The sequence below is a fragment of the Roseobacter sp. CCS2 genome, from assembly GCF_000169435.1.
Classification (GTDB): Bacteria; Pseudomonadota; Alphaproteobacteria; order Rhodobacterales; family Rhodobacteraceae; genus Yoonia.
In genome coordinates, this window is sequence record NZ_AAYB01000006.1 from 70,389 (window position 1) to 91,582 (window position 21,194).

Annotated in this window: 20 protein-coding genes; 11 read left to right on the forward strand and 9 right to left on the reverse strand. The window is 56.0% G+C overall.

From position 1 onward, the window contains the following. The first annotated feature begins 1 nt into the window (after position 1). Complete coding sequence (locus RCCS2_RS15450; RefSeq protein ID WP_008235929.1) at positions 2 to 2,074, forward strand: dipeptide ABC transporter ATP-binding protein; 2,073 nt, start codon at positions 2 to 4, stop codon at positions 2,072 to 2,074. Positions 2,075 to 2,130: 56 nt separating this feature from the next. Then, positions 2,131 to 2,961 carry a DUF1206 domain-containing protein gene (locus tag RCCS2_RS15455; protein ID WP_008235931.1) on the forward strand — a complete coding sequence of 277 codons (831 nt, stop codon included), beginning with the start codon at positions 2,131 to 2,133 and terminating at the stop codon, positions 2,959 to 2,961. Here RCCS2_RS15455 and RCCS2_RS15460 read toward each other — a convergent pair. Next, on the reverse strand, positions 2,954 to 3,571 hold the full coding sequence (locus tag RCCS2_RS15460) for a lytic transglycosylase domain-containing protein (RefSeq protein ID WP_008235940.1): 618 nt from the start codon (positions 3,569 to 3,571) through the stop codon (positions 2,954 to 2,956). The two genes, RCCS2_RS15455 and RCCS2_RS15460, sit on opposite strands and share 8 nt — an antisense overlap. 117 nt (positions 3,572 to 3,688) lie before the next feature. Between RCCS2_RS15460 and ssb the strand changes: the two genes are divergently transcribed. The 3 genes from ssb to RCCS2_RS15475 are packed head-to-tail and all read left to right on the forward strand — an operon-like array spanning position 3,689 to position 4,967. Next, entirely contained in the window at positions 3,689 to 4,198 is a 510-nt protein-coding gene (ssb, locus tag RCCS2_RS15465) for a single-stranded DNA-binding protein (RefSeq protein WP_008235941.1), read from the forward strand. A gap of 5 nt (positions 4,199 to 4,203) precedes the next feature. Beyond that, positions 4,204 to 4,527, forward strand: coding sequence for a hypothetical protein (locus RCCS2_RS15470; protein WP_008235943.1), 324 nt, complete (start codon positions 4,204 to 4,206; stop codon positions 4,525 to 4,527). Next, positions 4,524 to 4,967: a GNAT family N-acetyltransferase gene (locus RCCS2_RS15475; protein ID WP_008235945.1), complete on the forward strand. Its 444-nt coding sequence runs from the start codon at positions 4,524 to 4,526 to the stop codon at positions 4,965 to 4,967. Before RCCS2_RS15470 ends, RCCS2_RS15475 begins: the two co-directional genes overlap by 4 nt. Here RCCS2_RS15475 and aroB read toward each other — a convergent pair. Together aroB and RCCS2_RS15485 are read right to left on the reverse strand one after the other, a co-directional pair. After that, positions 4,964 to 6,073 (reverse strand): 3-dehydroquinate synthase, encoded by a 1,110-nt coding sequence (gene aroB, locus RCCS2_RS15480; protein WP_008235946.1) that lies wholly within the window; start codon positions 6,071 to 6,073, stop codon positions 4,964 to 4,966. The two genes, RCCS2_RS15475 and aroB, sit on opposite strands and share 4 nt — an antisense overlap. Next, positions 6,074 to 6,631 (reverse strand): shikimate kinase, encoded by a 558-nt coding sequence (locus tag RCCS2_RS15485; RefSeq protein ID WP_008235947.1) that lies wholly within the window; start codon positions 6,629 to 6,631, stop codon positions 6,074 to 6,076. It abuts the gene before it with no gap. 342 nt (positions 6,632 to 6,973) lie between these two features. On the opposite strand from RCCS2_RS15485, the gene RCCS2_RS15490 reads away from it, so the two are divergent. The 4 genes from RCCS2_RS15490 (at position 6,974) to RCCS2_RS15505 (ending at position 12,164) form a co-directional block, all read left to right on the forward strand. Further along, entirely contained in the window at positions 6,974 to 8,455 is a 1,482-nt protein-coding gene (locus tag RCCS2_RS15490) for a hypothetical protein (RefSeq protein WP_232204289.1), read from the forward strand. After that, on the forward strand, positions 8,452 to 9,393 hold the full coding sequence (locus tag RCCS2_RS15495) for a site-specific tyrosine recombinase XerD (RefSeq protein WP_008235954.1): 942 nt from the start codon (positions 8,452 to 8,454) through the stop codon (positions 9,391 to 9,393). The genes RCCS2_RS15490 and RCCS2_RS15495 overlap by 4 nt, the downstream gene beginning before the upstream one ends. 52 nt (positions 9,394 to 9,445) lie before the next feature. Next, complete coding sequence (locus RCCS2_RS15500) at positions 9,446 to 10,747, forward strand: HlyC/CorC family transporter (protein ID WP_008235956.1); 1,302 nt, start codon at positions 9,446 to 9,448, stop codon at positions 10,745 to 10,747. A 181-nt stretch (positions 10,748 to 10,928) separates the two neighbouring features. Then, entirely contained in the window at positions 10,929 to 12,164 is a 1,236-nt protein-coding gene (locus RCCS2_RS15505; protein WP_008235958.1) for a C4-dicarboxylate TRAP transporter substrate-binding protein, read from the forward strand. A gap of 81 nt (positions 12,165 to 12,245) precedes the next feature. On the opposite strand, the gene RCCS2_RS15510 is transcribed toward RCCS2_RS15505, so the two are convergent. Further along, the gene (locus RCCS2_RS15510; RefSeq protein WP_008235960.1) at positions 12,246 to 13,784 is read right to left on the reverse strand and encodes a helicase HerA-like domain-containing protein; all 1,539 of its coding nucleotides are present in this window, start codon (positions 13,782 to 13,784) and stop codon (positions 12,246 to 12,248) included. Positions 13,785 to 14,190: 406 nt separating this feature from the next. Between RCCS2_RS15510 and RCCS2_RS15515 the strand changes: the two genes are divergently transcribed. Then, on the forward strand, positions 14,191 to 14,793 hold the full coding sequence (locus tag RCCS2_RS15515) for an invasion associated locus B family protein (RefSeq protein ID WP_008235961.1): 603 nt from the start codon (positions 14,191 to 14,193) through the stop codon (positions 14,791 to 14,793). An 18-nt stretch (positions 14,794 to 14,811) separates the two neighbouring features. On the opposite strand, the gene RCCS2_RS15520 is transcribed toward RCCS2_RS15515, so the two are convergent. From RCCS2_RS15520 to RCCS2_RS15535, 4 genes are read right to left on the reverse strand one after another with little or no spacing between them, the layout of a single operon-like run. Continuing rightward, positions 14,812 to 16,020, reverse strand: coding sequence for a beta-ketoacyl-[acyl-carrier-protein] synthase family protein (locus RCCS2_RS15520; RefSeq protein WP_008235962.1), 1,209 nt, complete (start codon positions 16,018 to 16,020; stop codon positions 14,812 to 14,814). Then, positions 16,021 to 16,311, reverse strand: a complete 291-nt coding sequence (locus tag RCCS2_RS15525; protein WP_442852266.1) for an acyl carrier protein — start codon at positions 16,309 to 16,311, stop codon at positions 16,021 to 16,023. Between the two features lie 30 nt (positions 16,312 to 16,341). Beyond that, entirely contained in the window at positions 16,342 to 17,406 is a 1,065-nt protein-coding gene (gene lpxD, locus RCCS2_RS15530) for a UDP-3-O-(3-hydroxymyristoyl)glucosamine N-acyltransferase (protein ID WP_008235964.1), read from the reverse strand. 32 nt (positions 17,407 to 17,438) lie between these two features. After that, complete coding sequence (locus RCCS2_RS15535; RefSeq protein ID WP_156788582.1) at positions 17,439 to 19,016, reverse strand: L,D-transpeptidase family protein; 1,578 nt, start codon at positions 19,014 to 19,016, stop codon at positions 17,439 to 17,441. 374 nt (positions 19,017 to 19,390) lie between these two features. On the opposite strand from RCCS2_RS15535, the gene RCCS2_RS15540 reads away from it, so the two are divergent. Next, the gene (locus tag RCCS2_RS15540; RefSeq protein WP_008235968.1) at positions 19,391 to 19,960 is read left to right on the forward strand and encodes a YcbK family protein; all 570 of its coding nucleotides are present in this window, start codon (positions 19,391 to 19,393) and stop codon (positions 19,958 to 19,960) included. 12 nt (positions 19,961 to 19,972) lie between these two features. Here the strand turns inward: RCCS2_RS15540 and RCCS2_RS15545 are convergent, their stop codons facing one another. Then, positions 19,973 to 20,911 (reverse strand): hydrogen peroxide-inducible genes activator, encoded by a 939-nt coding sequence (locus RCCS2_RS15545; RefSeq protein WP_008235970.1) that lies wholly within the window; start codon positions 20,909 to 20,911, stop codon positions 19,973 to 19,975. Between the last annotated feature and the right edge of the window lie 283 nt (positions 20,912 to 21,194).

Genomic DNA, 21,194 nt, shown 5'->3' on the forward strand with positions numbered 1-21,194 from the left:
GATGACTGACCAACCTATCCTTGAGATCGACAAGCTTTCGATTTCCTTCTTCACCCGGCTACGCGAAATCCCCGCCGTGATGGATTTTTCCGCCAACGTGATGCCGGGCGAGGCTTTGGGCCTTGTCGGCGAATCCGGGTGCGGTAAATCCACCGTCGCATTGGGGATCATGCAAGACCTTGGCGTCAATGGCCGCATCGTTGGCGGGTCCATCAAGTTCAAAGGCCGCGACCTGTGCACAATGACACCGGAGGAGTTGCGCGACATTCGCGGATCAGAAATCGCGATGATCTATCAGGAACCCATGGCGTCGCTGAACCCCGCGATGCGCATCGGCAAGCAACTGATGGAAGTGCCGATGATCCACGAAGGTGTGGGCGAAAAAGAAGCCTACGCGCGCGCGCTCGAAGTCGTCACAGACGTGAAGCTGCCCGACCCCGAACGGATGCTGCAAAGCTATCCGCACCAGCTCTCTGGCGGTCAACAACAGCGTATCGTCATCGCAATGGCGCTGATGTCAAAACCGTCTTTGTTGATCCTTGATGAACCGACAACAGCGCTTGACGTGACGGTCGAAGCCGCCGTCGTAGAACTGGTCAAAGACCTTGGCAAGAAATACGGCACCTCGATGCTGTTCATCAGCCACAACCTTGGGCTTGTGCTGGAAACCTGCGACCGCATCTGCGTGATGTATTCGGGCGAAGCGGTGGAACGGGGCAGCATCGAAGACGTCTTTGATGAAATGCAGCACCCTTACACGCAGGCCTTGTTCCGTTCGATCCCCCTGCCCGGCGCTGACAAAAACGCCCGGCCCTTGGTGGCCATTCCGGGCAACTTCCCCTTGCCGCATGAACGTCCGCAAGGGTGCAACTTCGGCCCCCGTTGCGACTATTTTGAGGTTGGGCGCTGCGACGCGGGCTTTATCCCGATGGAGGCCGTTCCCGGCAATGACCGCCATCAATCACGCTGCCTGAAATTCAAAGAAATCGACTGGCAGGCCCCGATCGACGCCGGGCCACAAACCGCCAAACCGGCACCCGGTCAGGTCGTTCTAAAAATGGACAACCTGAAAAAATATTACGAGGTGGCGGCGAATGCGCTGTTTGGTGGTGGCGACAAAAAGGTCGTCAAAGCCAACGAAACCCTTAGCTTTGAGGCGCGGGAAAGTGAGACGCTGGCGATTGTGGGGGAATCCGGTTGCGGGAAATCCACCTTCGCCAAGGTCCTGATGGGGTTAGAGACAGCGACCGAAGGTGAAATCCTGCTCGACAACAAATCCATCGGAAATACCGCGATTGAACAGCGCGACACCAAAACCGTCGCCGATATCCAGATGGTCTTTCAAAACCCCTTTGACACCCTGAACCCATCAATGACTGTGGGTCGCCAAATCATGCGCGCGCTTGAGATTTTTGGCATCGGCGAAAATGACTATGAACGGCGCGAGCGGATGCTCAACCTGCTTGACCTTGTCAAACTGCCGCGTGCTTTTGCCGACCGAATGCCACGGCAACTTTCTGGTGGTCAAAAGCAACGTGTCGGCATTGCGCGTGCCTTTGCGGGCGATGCGCGCATCGTTGTGGCCGATGAACCTGTTTCAGCGCTTGATGTATCTGTGCAGGCGGCGGTCACCGATCTGCTGATGGAAATCCAGCGCGAACATAAAACCACGCTGCTGTTCATCAGTCACGACCTGTCCATCGTTCGCTATCTGTCGGATCGCGTCATGGTTATGTATCTGGGGCATGTGGTTGAATTGGGCAGCACCGATCAGGTGTTCTCACCGCCTTATCATCCCTATACCGAAGCGCTGCTATCAGCCGTGCCCATCGCCGATACCAGTGTAAAGAAAAAGCACATCGTCCTAGAAGGTGATATCCCATCTGCGATGAACCCACCCAGTGGCTGCCCATTCCAGACGCGCTGTAACTGGAAATCAAAAGTGGCTGGCGGGCTTTGTGAAAAAGAGGTCCCACCGGTGCGCGTGCTGTCTGAGGGTCATCAAATCAAATGCCACCTTAGCGACGCAGACTTGGCCGATATGGAACCTGTTATTCAAATCGCAGCTGAATAGCGGAACCTTTTGGCGATGAAAGACTTTGTTCCGTAAGCAACACAGGAACAAAGCTGATGTCAAATAGCCGCTTGGATTGGGCCGTGCCCGTAATGCGTGCCGGTTATGCCGGTCGCGGTGTGACTTACACGACCATCGCGGCATTGTCGCTGTGGACGATATGGCAAGGCGGATCAGCACAAGGCACGTCAGAGGCGCTGAAAACGATTGAAACAACGCCCTTTGGCAGTCTTTTGCTTTGCATTATTGGTTTAGGTCTTTTGTTTTACATGCTGTGGCGGCTGCTGGACAGTATTGCCGATCTTGAGGACGAAGGCCGCGACGCAACCGGCCTGATCGCACGCATTGGCATGGCCGTGACCGGATTGCTTCATGGTGTGATCGGTGCTGCGGCATTGTTTCTTGCCTTCGGATCAAGCAGGCAAGACGGCGGCGAAAGCCATATCGTGTCCATCACGCAAACGGTGATGTCTGTACCATTTGGGGTTTTTGTTGTTGGACTGGCTGGTCTGGCAACAATAGGTGCCGGGCTATATTACTTGCACAAGGCCTGGTCGCAATCCTACCGCGAAAAGCTTGTCGCCAATCATTTTACAACGCATTGGAATGCGGCATTGCGGTTCGGCGTTGCAGCCCAAGGTGTTGTCGTGACCATCATTGGCATCTTCCTAAGCTATGCGGCGTGGACTGCAGAACCCGCAGAAGCAGGCGGCTTGGGGCAGACCTTTAGCTGGCTATCGCAACAAGTCTATGGGCAGATCTTTGTCACACTGCTGTGCGTGGGGCTGTTGAGCTTTGCACTCTTTCTTTTCGTCAACGCAGCTTACCGCGTTGTGCCACGACTGGCTGATCCTGGTATCAAGACGGTTGCTCAGAAACTTAGTTAGCGCCCCAGATTACCTGCACATAATTTTGCGTCTCGGCAAAAGGCGGCACACCGCTGTACCGTGCAACGGCCCCCGGCCCTGCGTTATAGGCAGCCAGTGCCAGCGGCCATGATCCAAATGCCTCGTACTGTGCGCGCAAATACCGTGCACCACCTTCAAGGTTCTGCACGGGATCCAGCGGATCAACACCCAAGGCACGTGCTGTCGCGGGCATCAGTTGCGCCAATCCCAACGCCCCTTTGACGGAACGCGCAGAGGCATTCCAGCCGCTTTCCTGCTCAACCAGTCGCAAAAATAACCCGGCAGGCACACCGTGCTTGGTTGCCGCCGTTTGCGCCAGCCGCATGAATGGGCCACGGTAGTTGCCGGTATAGGTTGGCGTCATGGTAAAGCCTTCGCCACGTGGCGGCTGCAAACGCACCGAATTTTGATATTGCGCGGCAGCACGCCCATCCAGAACCGACGTTTGGCTTTTCAACAGGCCTGACCGCGACATGGTTGAAACCTGTTCGTCCGCCAAGACAGGATGCGTGATAAGCGCGGCTGTCAAACTTGCTGTCAGGATCAATCTGGTCACGTCATGCTGCTTTCGCTTGTTATGATCCGTCATACTTAGGCCTTTTCTAACGATCCGCCAAGCCTGCCTCTGGAAACCTCCCGTTAACCTTGTTACGCCATGTATCGAGAGCCGATTAAACGGCAAAGTAGAATCGTCGGAGGTGCCATTATGGCCGGATCAGTGAACAAAGTTATCATTATCGGCAATCTGGGGGCCGACCCCGAAGTGCGGACATTCCAGAACGGTGGCAAGGTGGCCAACCTGCGCATCGCGACCTCTGAGAACTGGAAAGACAAGAACACCGGCGAGCGTCGGGAAAAAACCGAATGGCACACTGTCGCGATCTTTCAGGAAGGTCTTGTGCGTATCGCCGAACAATACCTCAAAAAAGGCTCCAAGGTTTATATCGAAGGCAAACTGCAAACCCGCAAATGGCAGGACCAGTCCGGCCAAGACCGCTATTCCACCGAAGTTGTGCTGAACGGCTATGATGGCACGCTGACCATGCTAGACAGCCGCAACGAAGGCGGCGGTGGCGGTGGCGGCAACTATGGCGGCGGCGGTGGTTATGGTGGCGGATCATCGGGCGGTGGTTACGGCGGCGGCGGCAGCAGCGGCGGTGGTGCGCCATCGGGCGGCGGTGGCGGCGGCGATATGGACGACGAAATCCCGTTCTAAGTGCGATGGTCGTTTCACCCGAAGCGCAAATCCTGATCCTGGTCGGCCTGATACTGGCCGTCACTTATCTGGGCATTTTTCCGACGCTTCGGGAAAAGACGCTGAACAAGTTGATGCTGATTGACTTTGGCTTGAATGTGCTCGCGCTGATCGTTGCGGGCGCATGGTTCTGGGGCACAGGCGTACAGTTCACCTTACTTTTTTATGAGACCAATTGGGCGATCTTCACAATCGTTTGCTACGCAGTCATCGAAATCCCGTTGTTTCTGCGATTTGCCAAGGCACATGGTATCCGGCTTGATGGCCGCGACGACGATGGCCCCGAATGACCGGCCGCGTTGCCATCAAACCGCTGTCGATCACTGACAGCAGCGCAGCTTTGACACTTTACAACGAGCTGACCTTTGGTCCAAAGTCACAAAACCAAGCTGCATTTGCCAGTGTGATTGCCCATTCCGGAACAACCATCTATGGCGCATTTGATCAAGATGCGTTGGTTGCCATGCTCACCCTGCATCTGTTGCCGAACGTCACATGGAATGCCCGGTCTTATGCATTGATCGAGAACGTGATCACAACCGCCACCCACCGCAAACGCGGCATAGGCAAGCAGTTGATGGAACACGCCATCGCACAGGCCTGGGCGGCAAATGCGTTCAAAATCATGCTGATGACGGGCCAAAAACGTGCGGCGACGGGTTTTTACGAATCCGTTGGTTTCAGCGCGGAGGACAAGACCGCAATGGTAATCAGGCGACCGGACACCTAAGCGCGCAAAGCGTCGTCCAGCACAGCCAACACCGCCTCTCTCGGCACGTCGGACGTCATAAACGCCTCGCCAATTCCCCGCGCCAGAACGAAACGCAACTTGCCATCAAGCACCTTTTTATCCTGTCCCATCAGGTCAAGCAGGCCTGCCGCATCTGGCAAATCGCCTTGGATATCCCGAATATCCACCTTCATGCCCATATCCCGCAAATGCGCACGCACGCGGCTTGGGTCCTCTTGGCTGCAAAGCCCCATACGTGCTGACAGCTCAAACGCCAGCGCACAGCCAATGGCCACACCTTCGCCATGCAACAGCCGGTCGGAATAACCAGTTGCGGCCTCTAGCGCGTGACAAAATGTATGGCCAAGATTCAAAAGCGCGCGGTCCCCCAGCTCAGTCTCATCGCGCTGCACAATATCTGCTTTCATCTGACACGATCGGGTCACGGCACGCACGCGGGCGTTCATATCACCGCCAGCCAAGGCGGGGCCTTCGGCCTCTAACCAGTCAAAGAAAGCGGCATCACCCAAAAGCCCGTATTTCACGACCTCACCATAACCCGACAGAAAATCGCGCGGTGTGAGCGTGGCCAAAAGCGCCGTATCGGCCAGCACAAGGCTGGGCTGATGAAACACACCAATCAGGTTCTTGCCTGATGGCGAATTGATCCCGGTCTTACCCCCAACAGAACTATCAACCTGCGCCAATAACGATGTCGGAATTTGTACAAACCGGACACCGCGGCGCAAAATCGCAGCGGCAAAGCCTGCCAGATCACCAATCACGCCGCCGCCAAAAGCGACAACAATATCACCGCGTTCAACCTTTTGCGTCAGCAACCATTCCACCGAACGTTCCAACTGCGCCCAGCATTTTGTGGCCTCGCCCATAGGCAAAGCCAGCGCGTCCGAGGTCAAGCCAGCATCTGAAAACGCGGTTTGCAACGGCGCCAAATGCAAAGCCGCCACATTTTCATCTGTCAGAATACAAATATGACGCCGCCCCCCCATGGCCGCGATATGTGTGCCCGCCTGCGCCAAAATATCGGGACCAATCAGGATATCATAGGCGCGCCCCGGCAGATCAACATGGACTTTTGCGGTCATCTATCTGGTCTCCAGAATATCGGGGCGGCTGGCAAGTTTATCGCGCACCATATGCATTGTTTGGTCAATGCTGGCGTGGTTTTTGACACCGATCTTAAGCCCGGCAAGGTTATAAACCGGCGTGCGTTCGTTATAAATCTTCATCAGCGTCGCCTTGGGGTCGTCTGTTTGCAGCAACGGGCGGGTATCTTTGTGCCTGACCCGGTCCCATAAAATCTCAATATCCGCGTCCAGCCAAACGGCCACGCCCATTTTTGCGATGGCGTCGCGGTTTGCCTCGGCCAGAAACGCGCCGCCACCGGTTGATACAATGCCCGGTGGCCCAGACAACAACCTGCGCAGCACTTCCGCCTCGCGTTTGCGAAAGAACTTTTCGCCGTCACGCGCGAAAATCTCGGCAATGGTTGCAGCGGCGGCTTCTTCTATCGCGGCGTCGCTGTCAAGAAACGGCACATCCAGCGCAGCCGCCAAGGCCCGCCCGATAGCGGTCTTGCCAGATCCCATCATGCCGACCAGCACAACGGTCCGCTTCAGGCGATATGGCTGCCCTTCGGCCATGAAAAACTGCCTTTCTATTCGGCCAACCAGCGCCGAACGCGAAAATTAATGAATGAATGCCGTGATCTTGCACGAAAGGCCATATATAATCCCTTCAACAAGTGGGAAATAACCCACATATTGAGGCTGAGATTTAAGGATTGGGGCAGGCTATGTGGCGGTTCATCAAGGCGCTATTGTTTTTGATTATACTCGCGGGGATAGGTCTTGTGGCTTATGCCTATGTCGGACCATTATTTTTCCCCGGCGACTTCGCCGCCCCCTCAGAAGAGGTAACGCGCCCTGTTACGCTGGAAACAAACTAAGGCACTTGGGGCCGCGCTTTGCTTAACGGGCACATTGGTGTCCGCGCAAAGCGAACCCCAAGGTGAACCACTGTCAGCGATCGACTGGCTATCGCGCAGCGTGGAAATGGCCCCGCTGTTTGAACCACCATCCGTGGGCAACGCAACGTCGCCGGATGTAACAGTCACACCGCTGGATCGCCCTTCCAAAGACCCTATTGGTTTGCTACCGCCCGAAGTCACCGGACTGCCGCGTGACATCTGGTCGGCCAGCGAAGAGGCCGTTCTTGTTGATTTGGTCCGCGCAGAACGCGTTGATACCCTGCCCGCGCTGCAAGAGTTCCTTAAAGTGCTGATGCTGGCCGAAGCGGATCCGCCGTTGGACGCAGCCGGTGAAGGGGCGCTATTTCTGGCCCGTGTGGACAAATTGCTGGACTTGGGCGCCTTGGAGCCAGCCCAATCTTTGATCGAACAGGCAGAGCCGGATACTGGCCCGCTGTTTCGCCGTTGGTTTGACGTGGCCCTGTTGACCGGCACCGAAGACAACGCATGCGAAGCAATGCGCGACACCCCTTCCATCGCCCCCACATTTTCGGCACGTATCTTTTGCCTTGCCCGCAACGGTGACTGGCCTGCGGCGGCACTTACCTTAAACACCCACCGGGTGTTGGGCGACATCACCCCGCAGGAAGAGGCGCTGTTGTCGCGCTTTCTTGATCCTGAACTTTACGAAGGTGAACCTGCCCTGACGCCCCCTGCCCGCGTCAGCCCCCTCACGTTCCGCATGCATGCCGCGATTGGTGAACCGCTGATCACGGCAAACCTGCCTTTGGCCTTTTCGCATGCCGACTTGCAATCAACTGCCGCATGGAAATCGCAGCTTGAAGCGACAGAGCGGTTGGCCCGCCATGGCGCGGTGTCGGAAAACGTTGTGCTGCGCAACTATACTGCGCGCACCCCCGCTGCCTCTGGCGGGATCTGGGACCGGGCCGAGGCGATCCAACGGTTTGATGTGGCCATGACGGCGGGTGACGCCGCAGGCGTTGCCCGGACATTGCCAGCCGCCTGGGCAGCAATGCAGCAAGCCCGCGCCGAAATTCAGTTTGCCAAACTATATGGGCAAGCCCTGCAAGACCTGCCGCTGTCAGGTGAGGCAGCGGTTATCGCCTTTGAAGTTGGGCTGTTGTCACCTGAATATGAGGCCGTTGCGATTGCCGCAGAAGATGCCAACGCAGGTTTCGATCCTTTCCTGATCGGCATTGCGCGTGGCACCCCTCAGAACCTTCCGGCCAATTCGCAACGCACACAGGCCATTCAAGAGGCATTCGACAGCACACCACCGCCGTCTGAGCTGCAGAATAAGGTCGAAGAAGGTAAACTCGGCGAAGCGTTGCTGCGCGCGCTGGCACTGTTTGAGGCTGGGTCAGACGGCGATTTGCGATCTGTCACAGACGCGCTCAAACTGTTGCGATCCGTCGGCCTAGAGGATGTGGCGCGGCGTGCCGCACTTCAACTGATGATCCTGGACCGGGCCACATGAGCCAGACCAATCAAACCATGGCCCGCTGGGTGCAGGTTTTTCTCGAAGCGCAAGCGGCTGAACTGGACGCCACGACAAACACGCAACTGGCCTATGCGCGCGACTTGCAAGATTTTGCGGGTTGGTTGGGCCCCAAGGGGCTGCATTTCAGCGATGCTTCGCGCGATCACGTGGAAAGTTATCTGATTGATTGTGAGGCCGAAGGGTTAGCCAAATCCACCCGCGCGCGGCGCTTGTCGGCGATCAAGCAACTGTATCGTTTTGCCTTTGAAGAAGGCTGGCGCGATGACAACCCTGCGATCCAGATCAAAGGGCCGGGGCGCGAACAACGGCTGCCTAAAACCTTATCTATAGAAGAAGTCGACCGTCTTCTGGACGCCGCCCGCAACACCCCAAAAGAGGCATTGCGCAACGCCTGTCTGATGGAATTGCTCTATGCCACAGGCATGCGCGTGACCGAATTGGTCAGCCTGCCGGTTTCAGCGGCCAGAGGTGATCCGCGTATGCTTTTGGTGCGCGGCAAAGGTGACAAGGAACGGCTGGTGCCACTTTCACCCCCTGCCCGCGCAGCGCTCGCAACTTACCTTACCGCCCGCGACAAGGCCGAGGACGCAGGCCGCAAAGACGGCAAGCCTGCCTCTAAGTTCCTCTTCCCTTCACGCGGCAAATCCGGGCATCTGACACGACACAGGTTTTTTGGGCTGATCAAGGAATTCGCAGTTGCTGGTGGTGTCTCGCCCGCCAAGGTCACGCCGCATACCTTGCGCCACGCCTTTGCCACGCATCTGCTGGCTGGCGGTGCCGATCTGCGGTCGATCCAGACGATGCTGGGCCATGCCGATGTGGCGACGACAGAAATCTATACGCATGTGCTTGATGAACGCCTGAAAGAGCTTGTGCTGGATCACCATCCCCTTGCAAAAGCAACCAAACCTTGAAGCTGACACTTAGACCCTACATAAAACGCATGATTTTGCCTGAAAGCACCTAATGGAAACCGCATCCCTCGACGCCGCATTCTGGGTAACCGCCGGCGCCATCTTAGTTCTCCTTGTCCTCTCGGCCTTCTTTTCCGGCTCTGAAACGGCGCTCACGGCTGCCTCCCGTGGCAAGTTGCGTTCCGCAGCAGACAAAGGGTCAAAAGGGGCAGATCGTGCGCTGACGATCACCGAAGACAACGAACGGCTGATTGGTTCGGTCCTGCTGGGCAACAACGTCGTCAATATTCTTGCGACATCACTGGCTACCGCAGTCCTGACCAAGCTTTTTGGTCAAAACGGCGTCGCCGCGGCCACGCTGATTATGACCTTGCTGGTTTTGATCTTTGCCGAGGTGCTGCCCAAAACACTTGCCATCACTTACCCTGAAACGGTCGCCTCTCGGGTGGCGCGCCCGATCGGGTTGGTTGTGATTTTCTTTTCACCGATTGTTGCGGCGGTGCGTTATCTTGTGCGCGGTGTTTTGTTCGTGTTCGGCGTCCGCACGGACCCTGACAGCAACATCCTTGCGGTGCGCGAAGAAATCGCCGGCGCGCTGTCGTTGGGCCATTCCGAAGGTATCGTTCAGAAAGAAGACCGCGACCGTATCCTGGGCGCGCTTGATCTGAATGAACGCACGGTCGAAGAAATCATGCTGCACCGTTCCGGGATCGAAATGGTTGATGCCGCCCTGCCCCCGCAGGACATCCTTGCCCAGATTTTGCAAAGCCCATATACACGCTTGCCGCTTTACAGCGATGATCAGGAAAACATCGTCGGTATGATCCATTCCAAGGATTTGCTGCGCGCGATGCATAAACTGCTTGGTGGTGGGCCGGAAGACGCACAGGGGCTTGCCGCCTTTGACGTCACCAAGGTGGCCATGCCGCCGTACTTTGTGCCTGAAACAACGACGCTTGATGATCAAATGCGCAACTTCCTGAAGCGTAAAACGCATTTTGCGCTGGTGGTGGATGAATATGGTGCACTGCAAGGTCTGATCACGCTCGAAGACATCCTCGAAGAAATCGTAGGCGAAATTGCCGATGAATTCGACACCCACGAAGAAGAACAGATCGCCGCGACCGAAGATGGTGCCTATATCGTTGACGGCGTGATGACGATCCGCGACCTGAACCGCGCGCATGACTGGAACCTGCCGGATGATGAAGCCAACACCGTTGCCGGTCTGGTGATCCACGAGGCGCAGTTGATCCCTATCGAAGGGCAGGTCTTTTCGTTCCATGGCTTCCGATTTGAAGTGATGTCAAAAGACGAAAACAGGATCGCGACCTTGAAGATCAGAAAGCTGTAAAGCCCGGTCTTGCGATGGATGCTGTTGAGCGGACGGAGATCGCCCGCCTCACACCGAACAGCCTGTGGTCAACCATCTATCAAAATTTACTCTTATTTTGGCCGCATTCATTCTTCAGACGAGAGACAATAAAGTCATGAAGCAAGCATTGATTTAATATTTCTCGGTCATGTGATCGACGATGCAAGCGTTTTCGAAAGAGGAAAAGAAATTGTTGGATTGGGTTAATACAAAGCGCATCTTTACCGGCGCGGTGATGGCGACACTGGCGCTATCGGTATCTGCGACGGCACAGGACGTCGTGCTTAAAATGGAAAACAATGCTGGCCCCGAATTGACCGGGACACTTCTTGAAGTGACTGAGACATCTTTCGTGATTGATTCAACACTGGGACCAATGCGCGTTTCACGTGATGTCTTCACTTGCGTTGGTGCGGTCTGCCCAGCAGAAGGTTCCACACAAATAAGCGCTGTTGGACCTATCGTTTGGGACGTTTCATTGTGGGGTAGCCGCCGGGCATTCACCGAACATGTTGAACGTCTGGCCGAATTGGTGGACGAAAAAACAAGCGGTGAGTTCACGCTGAATATCTCATATGGCGGTCTGTCACCAAGCCGCGAAAACCTTGACAACATCTCAATCGGCACTTTTGAGATGGCACAGTTTTGTTCAGGCTATCACCCCGAAAAAACGCCGATGCTGTCAGTGCTCGAATTGCCATTCTTGGGCGTTTCTTCGCTCGAGCAAGAACTGGAACTGTCGCTGGCCGTCTACGACCATCCCGCAGTGAAAGCGGATTTGGCCCGTTGGAATGCCACCTTGCTGATGCCGTCACCGCAGCCGCAAAACAACATTTTGGGCGTTGGCCAACCCCCCATGTCGCTTGGCTCTTTTCGTGACATGACCATCCGTTCAACTGGCGGGATCGGTCTGGCGATTGAAGCGCTGGGTGCTCAATCCATTACAATACCAGCCCCCCAAGTCAGCGAAGCACTGGCAGATGGCAGCGTTCAGGCTGTGGCGTTCGCACCGCACGCACATATGGCATTCAACACCGTCGAAAGTGGCGTCTGGTGGACATCCAACCTCAACCCCGGCACATCGAATTGTCCTGTGGTCGTGAACACCGACGCGCTGAACGGTTTATCAACACCCAACCGCGTTGCGTTGCTGTCGTCTGTGGATGAAGCGCTTGATCACTATATCAATCACTATAACGGTGTGACAATGGCAGCCTGGGGTCCCGCGTTGAAAGAGAACTTCATCATGGAACTGGATATCAATGATGAAATTCTTGCTGCAATCGACCAAGCTGTCGCTGCACCTGCCGCGCAAAACTGGATTGCACGTAACCGTGCAGAAGGGCGTCCGGCACAAGAAATCTATGATCTTGTGACATCAATCATCTCAGAATGATCAATCATCGCTTGGCCAGCAAAAGCTGGCCAAGTCAGACCTGTGTCGTGGCTAACCATTCACGGGTTAAATCCATTAAAATCAGCGTCCCTTAAAGAAGCTTCCCAGAATACCGCGCACCAGTCTGCGCCCGGTGGTCCCCTTCAACTCCTTAACAACAACGGATGCCAGCGCACCGCCAAAACCACCACCCGACGACTTGCGCGCGGTGGTCGTTCTGCGCGAACTACGGCCACCTTCATAACGGCGTGCGGCCTTAAATTCGCGCTCTTTTTCTTCTAAACGTTCTTCTTCGACCTCGGCCTCTTCTGCTGCTTTCGCCGCGGCCTCCGCCCGTTTCGTCAGCATCTCGAACGCGCTGTCGCGATCGAGCGTCTTGTCGTATTTACCTGCCATGTCAGAGGCGGACATGATCGCTTTGCGCGTGGGGCCATCAATGGGTCCCAGCTGTGATGATGGCGGGCGGATCAACGTCCGCTCAACAACCTGCGGAATGCCTTTACGATCAAGGAACGACGTCACCGCCTCACCGGTGCCGACCTCTTGAATGGCGGCGGCTGTGTCAAAGGCCGGGTTGTCACGATAAGTTTCGGCGGCGGTTTTCAACTCTTTACGGTCTTTGGCGGTAAACGCGCGTAACGCGTGCTGCACACGGTTGCCCAATTGGCCCAGCACATCATCAGGAATGTCGCCGGGATTTTGCGTTACAAAATAAACGCCCACCCCTTTTGATCGGATCAGGCGCGCGACCTGTTCGACCTTATCCACCAGCGCCTTTGGCGCATCGTCAAACAGCAGATGTGCCTCATCAAAGAAGAACACCAGCTTGGGTTTATCGGGGTTGCCGACCTCGGGCAGTTCTTCAAAAAGCTCTGATAAAAGCCACAGCAGGAAAGTCGCATAAAGACGCGGACTGCCCATCAGTTGATCCGCGGCCAGAATATTAATCTCGCCCCGCCCATCGCGGGTGCGCATCATATCGGCAAGGTCCATCGCAGGTTCACCAAACAGCGCTGTGCCACCTTGGTTTTCCAACACAAGCAACTGCCGCTGGATCGCGCCAATAGAGGATGACGCGACATTGCCGTAACGCAAAGACAATGCCTTGGCATTCTGGCCAACCCAAACCAGCAAGGCTTGCAGATCTTTAAGGTCCAACAGCGGCAGACCTTCTTCATCCGCCACGCGGAACGCCACGTTCAGCACACCTTCCTGCACATCCGTCAGATCCATCAGGCGTGACAGCAAAAGTGGGCCCATCTCGGCCACTGTGGCGCGGATCGGGTGACCCTTTTCGCCGAAAAGGTCCCAGAACGTGACCGGAAAGCTGTCGTATTGCAGATCAAGACCAATGGTTTCGGCACGCGACATGAACGGTTCATGTAGCTTGAAATCGGGTGATCCGCTGACTGCAAGACCAGAAAGGTCGCCCTTTACGTCGGACAAAAACACCGGCACGCCCGCAGCCGAAAATCCTTCGGCCATGATCTGCAAGGTAACGGTCTTACCTGTACCCGTCGCCCCGGCAATCAGCCCATGACGGTTCGCCTTGTCCAGCAAAAGGTTTTGCGCTGCGCCATAGCCTTCACCACCGCCGCCAATAAAGATATTCTCAGACATGAAACTGCCATCCCCCACACATATTTTCCAAGCAAAATACATTGTTAACCAGTTCATGCCACAATAAAGCGCGTCCAACCGCAGTCTTTGCCGCGGATGGGCATACGACCTCCCTGTTAGACTTGCCGTGCCTTCGGGCACGGTTTTTTTGCCGGAACGGCGTGGCCTGCATCACCAATTTGTCAAAGGTTTCCGGTTGACGCCTTGTTTGGCTTTGCGTAGCTTCCGTGAAAATAGTCGGCCAAGTCCGGCAGGGAGAACATGGAGAAGGGCCACTTGCGGGCCCTTCTTCGTTTTTTGACCCCCGCAAAAATGTGAGCGAAAGACAGCGCAAAGGCTGGTTTTTTGCGCTGACACACCCAGCCGCACATGGTAAGCCGCCGGAAAAGCCAAAAGGACAAGACCTATGCGCCGTATCCTCATCACCCTTTTTATCGTCGCCATGCTCGGCCAACCAACCGTCACGCTCGCTCAGGAAACGACGGAAGACACCGAAGCACCCGCAGCAACGGATGATCTTGCACTGGGGCAACCCGTCGGCCCGCAGGTGGGTGAACCTTATGTACGTGATGAGTTCGGGGACTGGGCCTTACGCTGCATCAAGGCAGAAGACGGCGTGCCTGACCCCTGCAATCTTTATCAACTTCTCAGCAACGCTGACGGCGTGGCCGTTGCCGAGTTTAACCTGTTTCCACTACCCGAAGGCCAGCAGCGTGCTGCGGCAGGTGCCACGATTGTTGTGCCGCTTGAAACCCTGTTGACCCAGCAATTGACCATTGCGGTTGATGGGCAGAATGCGCGCCGGTATCCGTTTACGTTCTGTAATCGTGCCGGATGCGTTGCCCGGCTTGGGTTCACACAAGAAGAAGTGGACGAATTGAAGCGCGGCAATGCAGCAACCATTCGTTTGGTGCCCGCAGCCGCCCCCGACGAAGAAGTTGTGCTAAATGTCTCTCTGACAGGGTTCACTGCTGGATTTACGGCGTCAACCGAAGCCGAAGCCGAGTGATTGGCGTTGGTGCTGCGCTTAATGTTTGCGCAGCGCCAAGACCGCATTCAAACCACCAAAGGCAAAAGCGTTTGACAACGCCACCTCAATATCCGCATCGCGCGCGATATTGGGAACAACATCAAGTGCGCATTCAGGGTCCGGTTCTTCGTATCCGATTGTGGGGGCCACGATGCCGTCTTTCAGCGCCATGATGCAGGCCAACAGCTCAACAGCGCCCGTCCCGCCGATCAGGTGGCCATGCATGGATTTGGTCGAGGATATCATCAAATTGTCCGCATGCGCACCAAAGACATCCGCCACGGCCGCACATTCGGTCTTGTCATTCGCGGCGGTGCCGGTGCCATGGGCATTCACATAGCCCACCGCCTCTTTCGGCAGTTTGGCATCGTTGATAGCGCCCGCAATCGCCCGCGCGGCCCCTTGTTTGGAAGGCATCACGATATCAGATGCGTCGGATGACATCGCGAACCCAACCACTTCGCACAATATCGCAGCCCCCCGCGCTTTGGCATGGGCGTAGTCTTCAAAGACAAAAACGCCCGCCCCTTCGCCTTGCACCATGCCATTGCGTGTGGCCGAAAACGGGCGGCACGCATCCTTGGACATCACGCGCAAGCCTTCCCAAGCCTTGATCCCGCCAAAACACAGCATTGCCTCTGATCCGCCGGTGACCATGACCTTTGCCATGCCACAGCGCACCATGTTAAAGGCTTGCCCCATTGCGTGATTAGACGACGCACAGGCCGTCGCCACAGTAAAGGTTGGCCCGCGCAGGTTCCATTCCATTGACACATGACTGGCGGCGGCATTGTTCATCAACTTGGGTACGATAAAAGGATGCACCCGGTTCTTACCGGCCTCATACACAGCGCGGTAGTTGTCATCTTGCGTGTTCAGACCGCCCCCGGACGTGCCAAGTACGACGCCGGATTTATCCGCCAACTCACCCGTGAACGTCAGCCCGGACTGCCCAACCGCCTCGCGTGCGGCCAGCAAGGTAAACTGCGTGAACCGATCGTAAAGCGCGATTTGCTGGCGGTTGAAATGTGTCTTCTCATCATAGTCTTTGACCTGTCCGCCGATCTGAATGGACAAGCGGTCAACATCCGCAATTTCCAACGGGCCGATCCCACAACGCCCGTCCTGCATGGCAGCAAAGGTCGCAGGCACATCCGCCCCCAGCGGATTGATCGTCCCTGCCCCAGTGATCACGACACGGTTCATTTATCCCGCCTGCTCGGCTTTGAGTTTCTCAACCGCCGCAACAATGGCCGCGATGGATGAAATGTCGAAATCGCTGGCTTGCGGGTCATTGGCATTGAAAGGCACGTTAATGTCGAAAGCCTCTTCAATCGCAAAGATACTTTCGACTAACCCAAGGCTGTCGATCCCGATGTCTTCCAACGTGTTGTCCATGGCTATGTCGCCGGGCTCTACCATGGCCTGGTCAGCAATAATCGCGATGACCTGATCTTTGATGCTCATCTCGTGACACTCATGTTGTTTGGCGTGGATGTAGTCACTCTGGCGGCAATTTGAAACAGACTATTGACGTTTCGCCATCTCACGCAGCATGCGTGGCAGACGGCGCAAGGCTTTGTACCCTTCGATATGCGTCTGCATCTTGGTCGCAGGATAGCCCATCATGACCCGGCCTTTGGGCACGTTGGACAGCACCACGCTACCGCCACCAAGGACAACATCGTCGCCAACAATCAGATTGTCAGCAACGCCAGCCTTGCCGCCGACAACAACACGATCACCGATCACAGTCGACCCGGCCACCCCGGCCTGCGCGCACAGCAAACAGTGTTCCCCCACGATCACGTTGTGGCCAACCTGCACAAGGCTGTCGATCTTTGTGCCAGCCCCGACACGCGTTGCCCGGATCGTGCCCGCGTCAACGCAGGAATTTGCCCCCACCTCAACATCATCGCCGATGGTCACGCCGCCCAGTGAATGAATGCGATGCCATGTGGGATCATCAGGGATTTCCATATCACCCTCACCCAGCGTTTCACGCGCTTTTTCCACGTTGGACGGTTCAGCCGTCACAAAAGAAAACCCATCGCCACCAATTGCTGCGTTGGGCTGCAAGATCACCCGCGCGCCAAGGCGCACGCCACGGCGCAATCGCACGCCCGCATGTATCTGACAGTCAGTACCAATTGCCACGCCTTCAGCAACACTGACCTGATCCGCAATCCAAGTATTGTTACCGATGATGGCGTCAGGGCCAACAACGGTAAACGCGCCAATGGTAACGTTCTTGCCGATGCGCGCCGATGGATCCACAGCCGCATGCGGGCTGATCCCGTCCCGTGGCAAATCCCGGTCCAACATCTGCGTTAGCCCCGCCATCGCCAATCGCGCACGCGGCGCAATGATGGCGGCCTCTAACCCCAAAGCCTGCCAATCCGCGCCGGGCCAGACAACAGCGGCACGTGCGTTGCCATCGCCCAAGGCGTCAGCATAAGCGGGGGTCATCGCCAAGGCCAGATCATCGCGCCCTGCTGTTGCAGGCTCTGCTGCGCCGTTCACCAAAAGATCAACGGCGCCAAAGGCCTTTGCCCCTAGCGCCGCTGCGATGTATTTGATCTGATGTGCCATTACTGCCCCCGGCGTTTAATCCGAGGTCAGATTTACCCGCGAACGGCGCGAAGAGCCACCCCTTCGCGCGCAAGCGCGTTCCAGATGCGACCGTCACGTCCGTAAACATCACGGCGGAATTGGACCTTACCATCGGCAGGCACAATGGCCGTCCGGTAAACAAGATGCACTGGCACCGGTGTCTCTAGATCGACGCGGCGTTCACGCCCGCTGCGCAAATGGCCCTGAAAGACCTCTTCAGGGTTGCCTACCTGTCTGGCCAGCAAAGCATATGCGAAATCAAATGGATCAGCGAGGCGCACACAGCCATGGCTATAGGCGCGTGTTTCACGGCCAAACAGACTTTTTGACGGCGTGTCGTGCAGATAGATATTATACCGATTAGGGAACATGAACTTGACCAGACCCAGCGCGTTGCCCTGGCTTGGCGGTTCGCGGAAGGAATATGGAAAGTTTGTCGGTGTGTATTGGCTGAAATCCGCAGTGCTGCGATCAACGACACGGCCATTGCGATCTGTGATCACCAGATTGCGCACCGCATTCGGGTTGGCTTGCAACTGTGGTAGGAATTCTTTGGTGATAATCGAACGCGGGACATACCAGCTTGGGTTGATGACCATAAACTCCATCACATCCGAAAACTCGGGCGTGACACGATCACGGTCGCGGGCACCGACGACTGAACGGGTCGAAAATGTCTCAACACCATTATCGTAAATCTTGGCGGTAAAATCTGTGATGTTCACCCAGACATGGCGTTCGCCCCGCGGACGGTTGATCCAACGCTCACGTTCCATTGCCACAATGATCGACCGCAGGCGGGCTTCTGGCTGAACGTTGATTTCGTCCAAGGTGCCAGCGCCAGCCGTGCCATCAATGGCCAGCCCGTGCGCTTGTTGAAAGCGCGTGATGGCGCCATAAATCGCGTCATCATAGGTTTGCGTATTGGTGCGCGGCAAATAGCCCATCGCGATCAAACGATTGCGCAACGCAACAACACCGGCACCACTGTCGCCCCGTTCATATTTGCGGCCAGGCACGGTTGGCCCCCAGCCGCCCTGCCCGATCAAACGCTCCATCCGCATCTTTTCAGACATCAGGCGGGTGTATTCCGGCGCGCTTGGCGCCAAGGCACGCATAAACGCTGACGGATTAGACTGCGCAAAGGCGCGCATGGTGCTAAGGCGCGACCGCACAGGCACCTGACGATGGATTGCTGAATCAATTCGCGACGGTGTCAGCAGGCCGGTCTGAATATCACGCGCGTAGTCAAGAAACTGGCGTGAAAGTTCGACTTCCAGACGCCCCTGCTCTTGCACGGTGGTGGCAGCCTGCAACTGTGCAATCAATCCTTCTGCATCATAGCCGTCACTTGGCAAACCGTGATTTCCCGCCTCGCTAAAGGCTGTCAGCAGCGCATTGCGACGATTGCGGTCGTTACGTGTGCTCCAGATGCCATCAAAGTTGCGTTCGCGGTAAAAGCTTAGCAGATCGGGATCGTTTGATGCCGCCTGTGCGACGGCCTGACGAAACTCTGTCACTTGCGCATGTGCTTGCGGCACGCTGAACAACAAAACAAACGCCGCCAAAATTGCGGGTATAAGGCGCATAAAATGATTTGACCGTACTAAATAAGCAGACATCACTGGGTTCCCTGAAGCTTGACAGACCATATCGCAGCAATATGGCATTGAAGAGTATGCTTATCCTTACCAAAACCGGTGTCTATTGACAAAAACGAGACAGGACATCCCGACGCAAGAGTGTTGCACCGTTGCAGCCCTAAGAAGTGTCATAGAGTCCTGATCGCCACATCTGCGCAAAAAATCGCCAATTTCTCACTTGTTAAGGGAATTCCCCTAAACAGGCCTTGGTCAACGATTCGAAATATGTCATATGTTCCCAACATCTGGGGAGATGTGGGCACAAAGCCGCTGTAAAGCGGCGGAAATCTAAGTCGAGCGACGGGACAGGCGCGAAACACATGACAGAAAAAAACTCCTCTGGGTTAACCCGGCGTGGATTGTTGGGCGCGTTTGCCGCAACAGCCGTTGCCGCCACACCAACATATTCAAATGCAGCAGGCTTTCTGCGCGGCGCAGGCGATATTCGCCGCATTGCATTGCATTCTGGCCGCACAGGTGAACGTCTGGAAACGATTTACTGGATCGAAGGCGAATATATCGCGGAGGCCGTGCGTGAGATTAACATGCATATGCGTGATTGGCGTACCGGCGAAGCTGTCCAAATGGATTTGCGCACCATCGACATTATGTCTGCGGCGCTGAACCTGATGGACACGACGGAGCCTTATTTGCTGTTGTCGGGCTATCGCTCACCACGCACCAACCAGATGCTAAGCTCAAACACCCGCGGCGTTGCACGCAATTCGCTGCACATGCGTGGGCAGGCAGCTGATTTGCGTTTGACAGGTCGGTCCACGGCACAGATGGCCAATGCGGCCCTTGCATGCCGTGCTGGTGGTGTCGGGCGCTACAACGGTTCAAACTTTGTCCATATGGATTGCGGCCCGGTCCGCAGTTGGCGCGGCTAAACCGACCCAGCTTCAGTCAAGGATCACAGGTGATTGACCCGTTTGCAGGTTTGCGCGGGCGGCATCCCTGATCACATCCGACAACCGCTCAAACATACCAGCATTGGCAGCCTTGCGCCAAACCAGCCCGATAGAACGCATCACCGTACTGCGCCGAAATGGGCGGACAACAACATTGCTGGACCGGCTATCAATCTCTGATCGCGCATAAAGCCGTGGCAACAAAGCCACCCCCATCCCCATGCCAACCATCTGCCGGATCGCATCAAGGCTGGTGCCCTCGTAATCGCGCGCCATGATGCCACCATGCTGCTGACAAAGGGCGGCAATCTGGGCATGCATTGCGTAATCAGGCCCCAATGAAAGGACATTCTGGTCGGCCAGGTCCGCCTCGGTCACCTGCTCTTTGTCTGCCAGCGGGTGGTCATCCGGCATCGCCAACAAAAAAGGTTCACGAAAAAGGCGTTGTGACGTCAGATCGGCCCCGCTTTCGGGAAATTGCGTCAGGATCACATCCAAACTGCCGGCCAGCAGATCCCCCCGCAGGTCGCGGGGGGCGACCTCGCGAATATAAAGCCGCAAATCAGGGTATTTCGCATGCAAGCGTTCAACGACGAACGGCATCAGGTAAGGGCCAATCGTGGGTGTTGTTCCCAGCCTGATCGTGCCCGTCAGCCCGGTTTGCAGTGATGCTGTCAAATCAACGATCCCACGCACCTCATCCATGATACGTGATGCCCGCGCGACAACTTCGCGCCCTTCTGGCGTCAGCGTCACAGGCCCCCGTCCCCGCTCGACCAAACGGGCCCCCAACAGGTCTTCCAAATTGCCAATCTGCAGGCTTAGCGAAGGTTGGCTGATCCCCATGGCTTCTGCCGCTTTGCGAAAATGGCGCGCCTCTGACAAGGCCACAATATAACGAAGCTGACGTATGCTTGGCAGATTGATCATCTTTTCCTCGCTTGATAGGTTTTTCCTATCAAAAAATCGTGTCTCATTGACTTCCCTATATCAATGAAGGTGCTACATCCAGTCGCAGGTTGGTAAAGAAAGACACGGCCTTGCAAAGACTTGCGCGTCGCGCATAAACAAAAGCAGGTTGGGGGCAAAAATGCAGCGAACAGAAAACCGTCAAACTGACGCTAATGGTAAACCCATACGATTATCTGTAGTGGTACCTGTGGATCAACCCGCGCCAAGATGGCTGATGATATCGCCCAACGCGTTTGTTGCC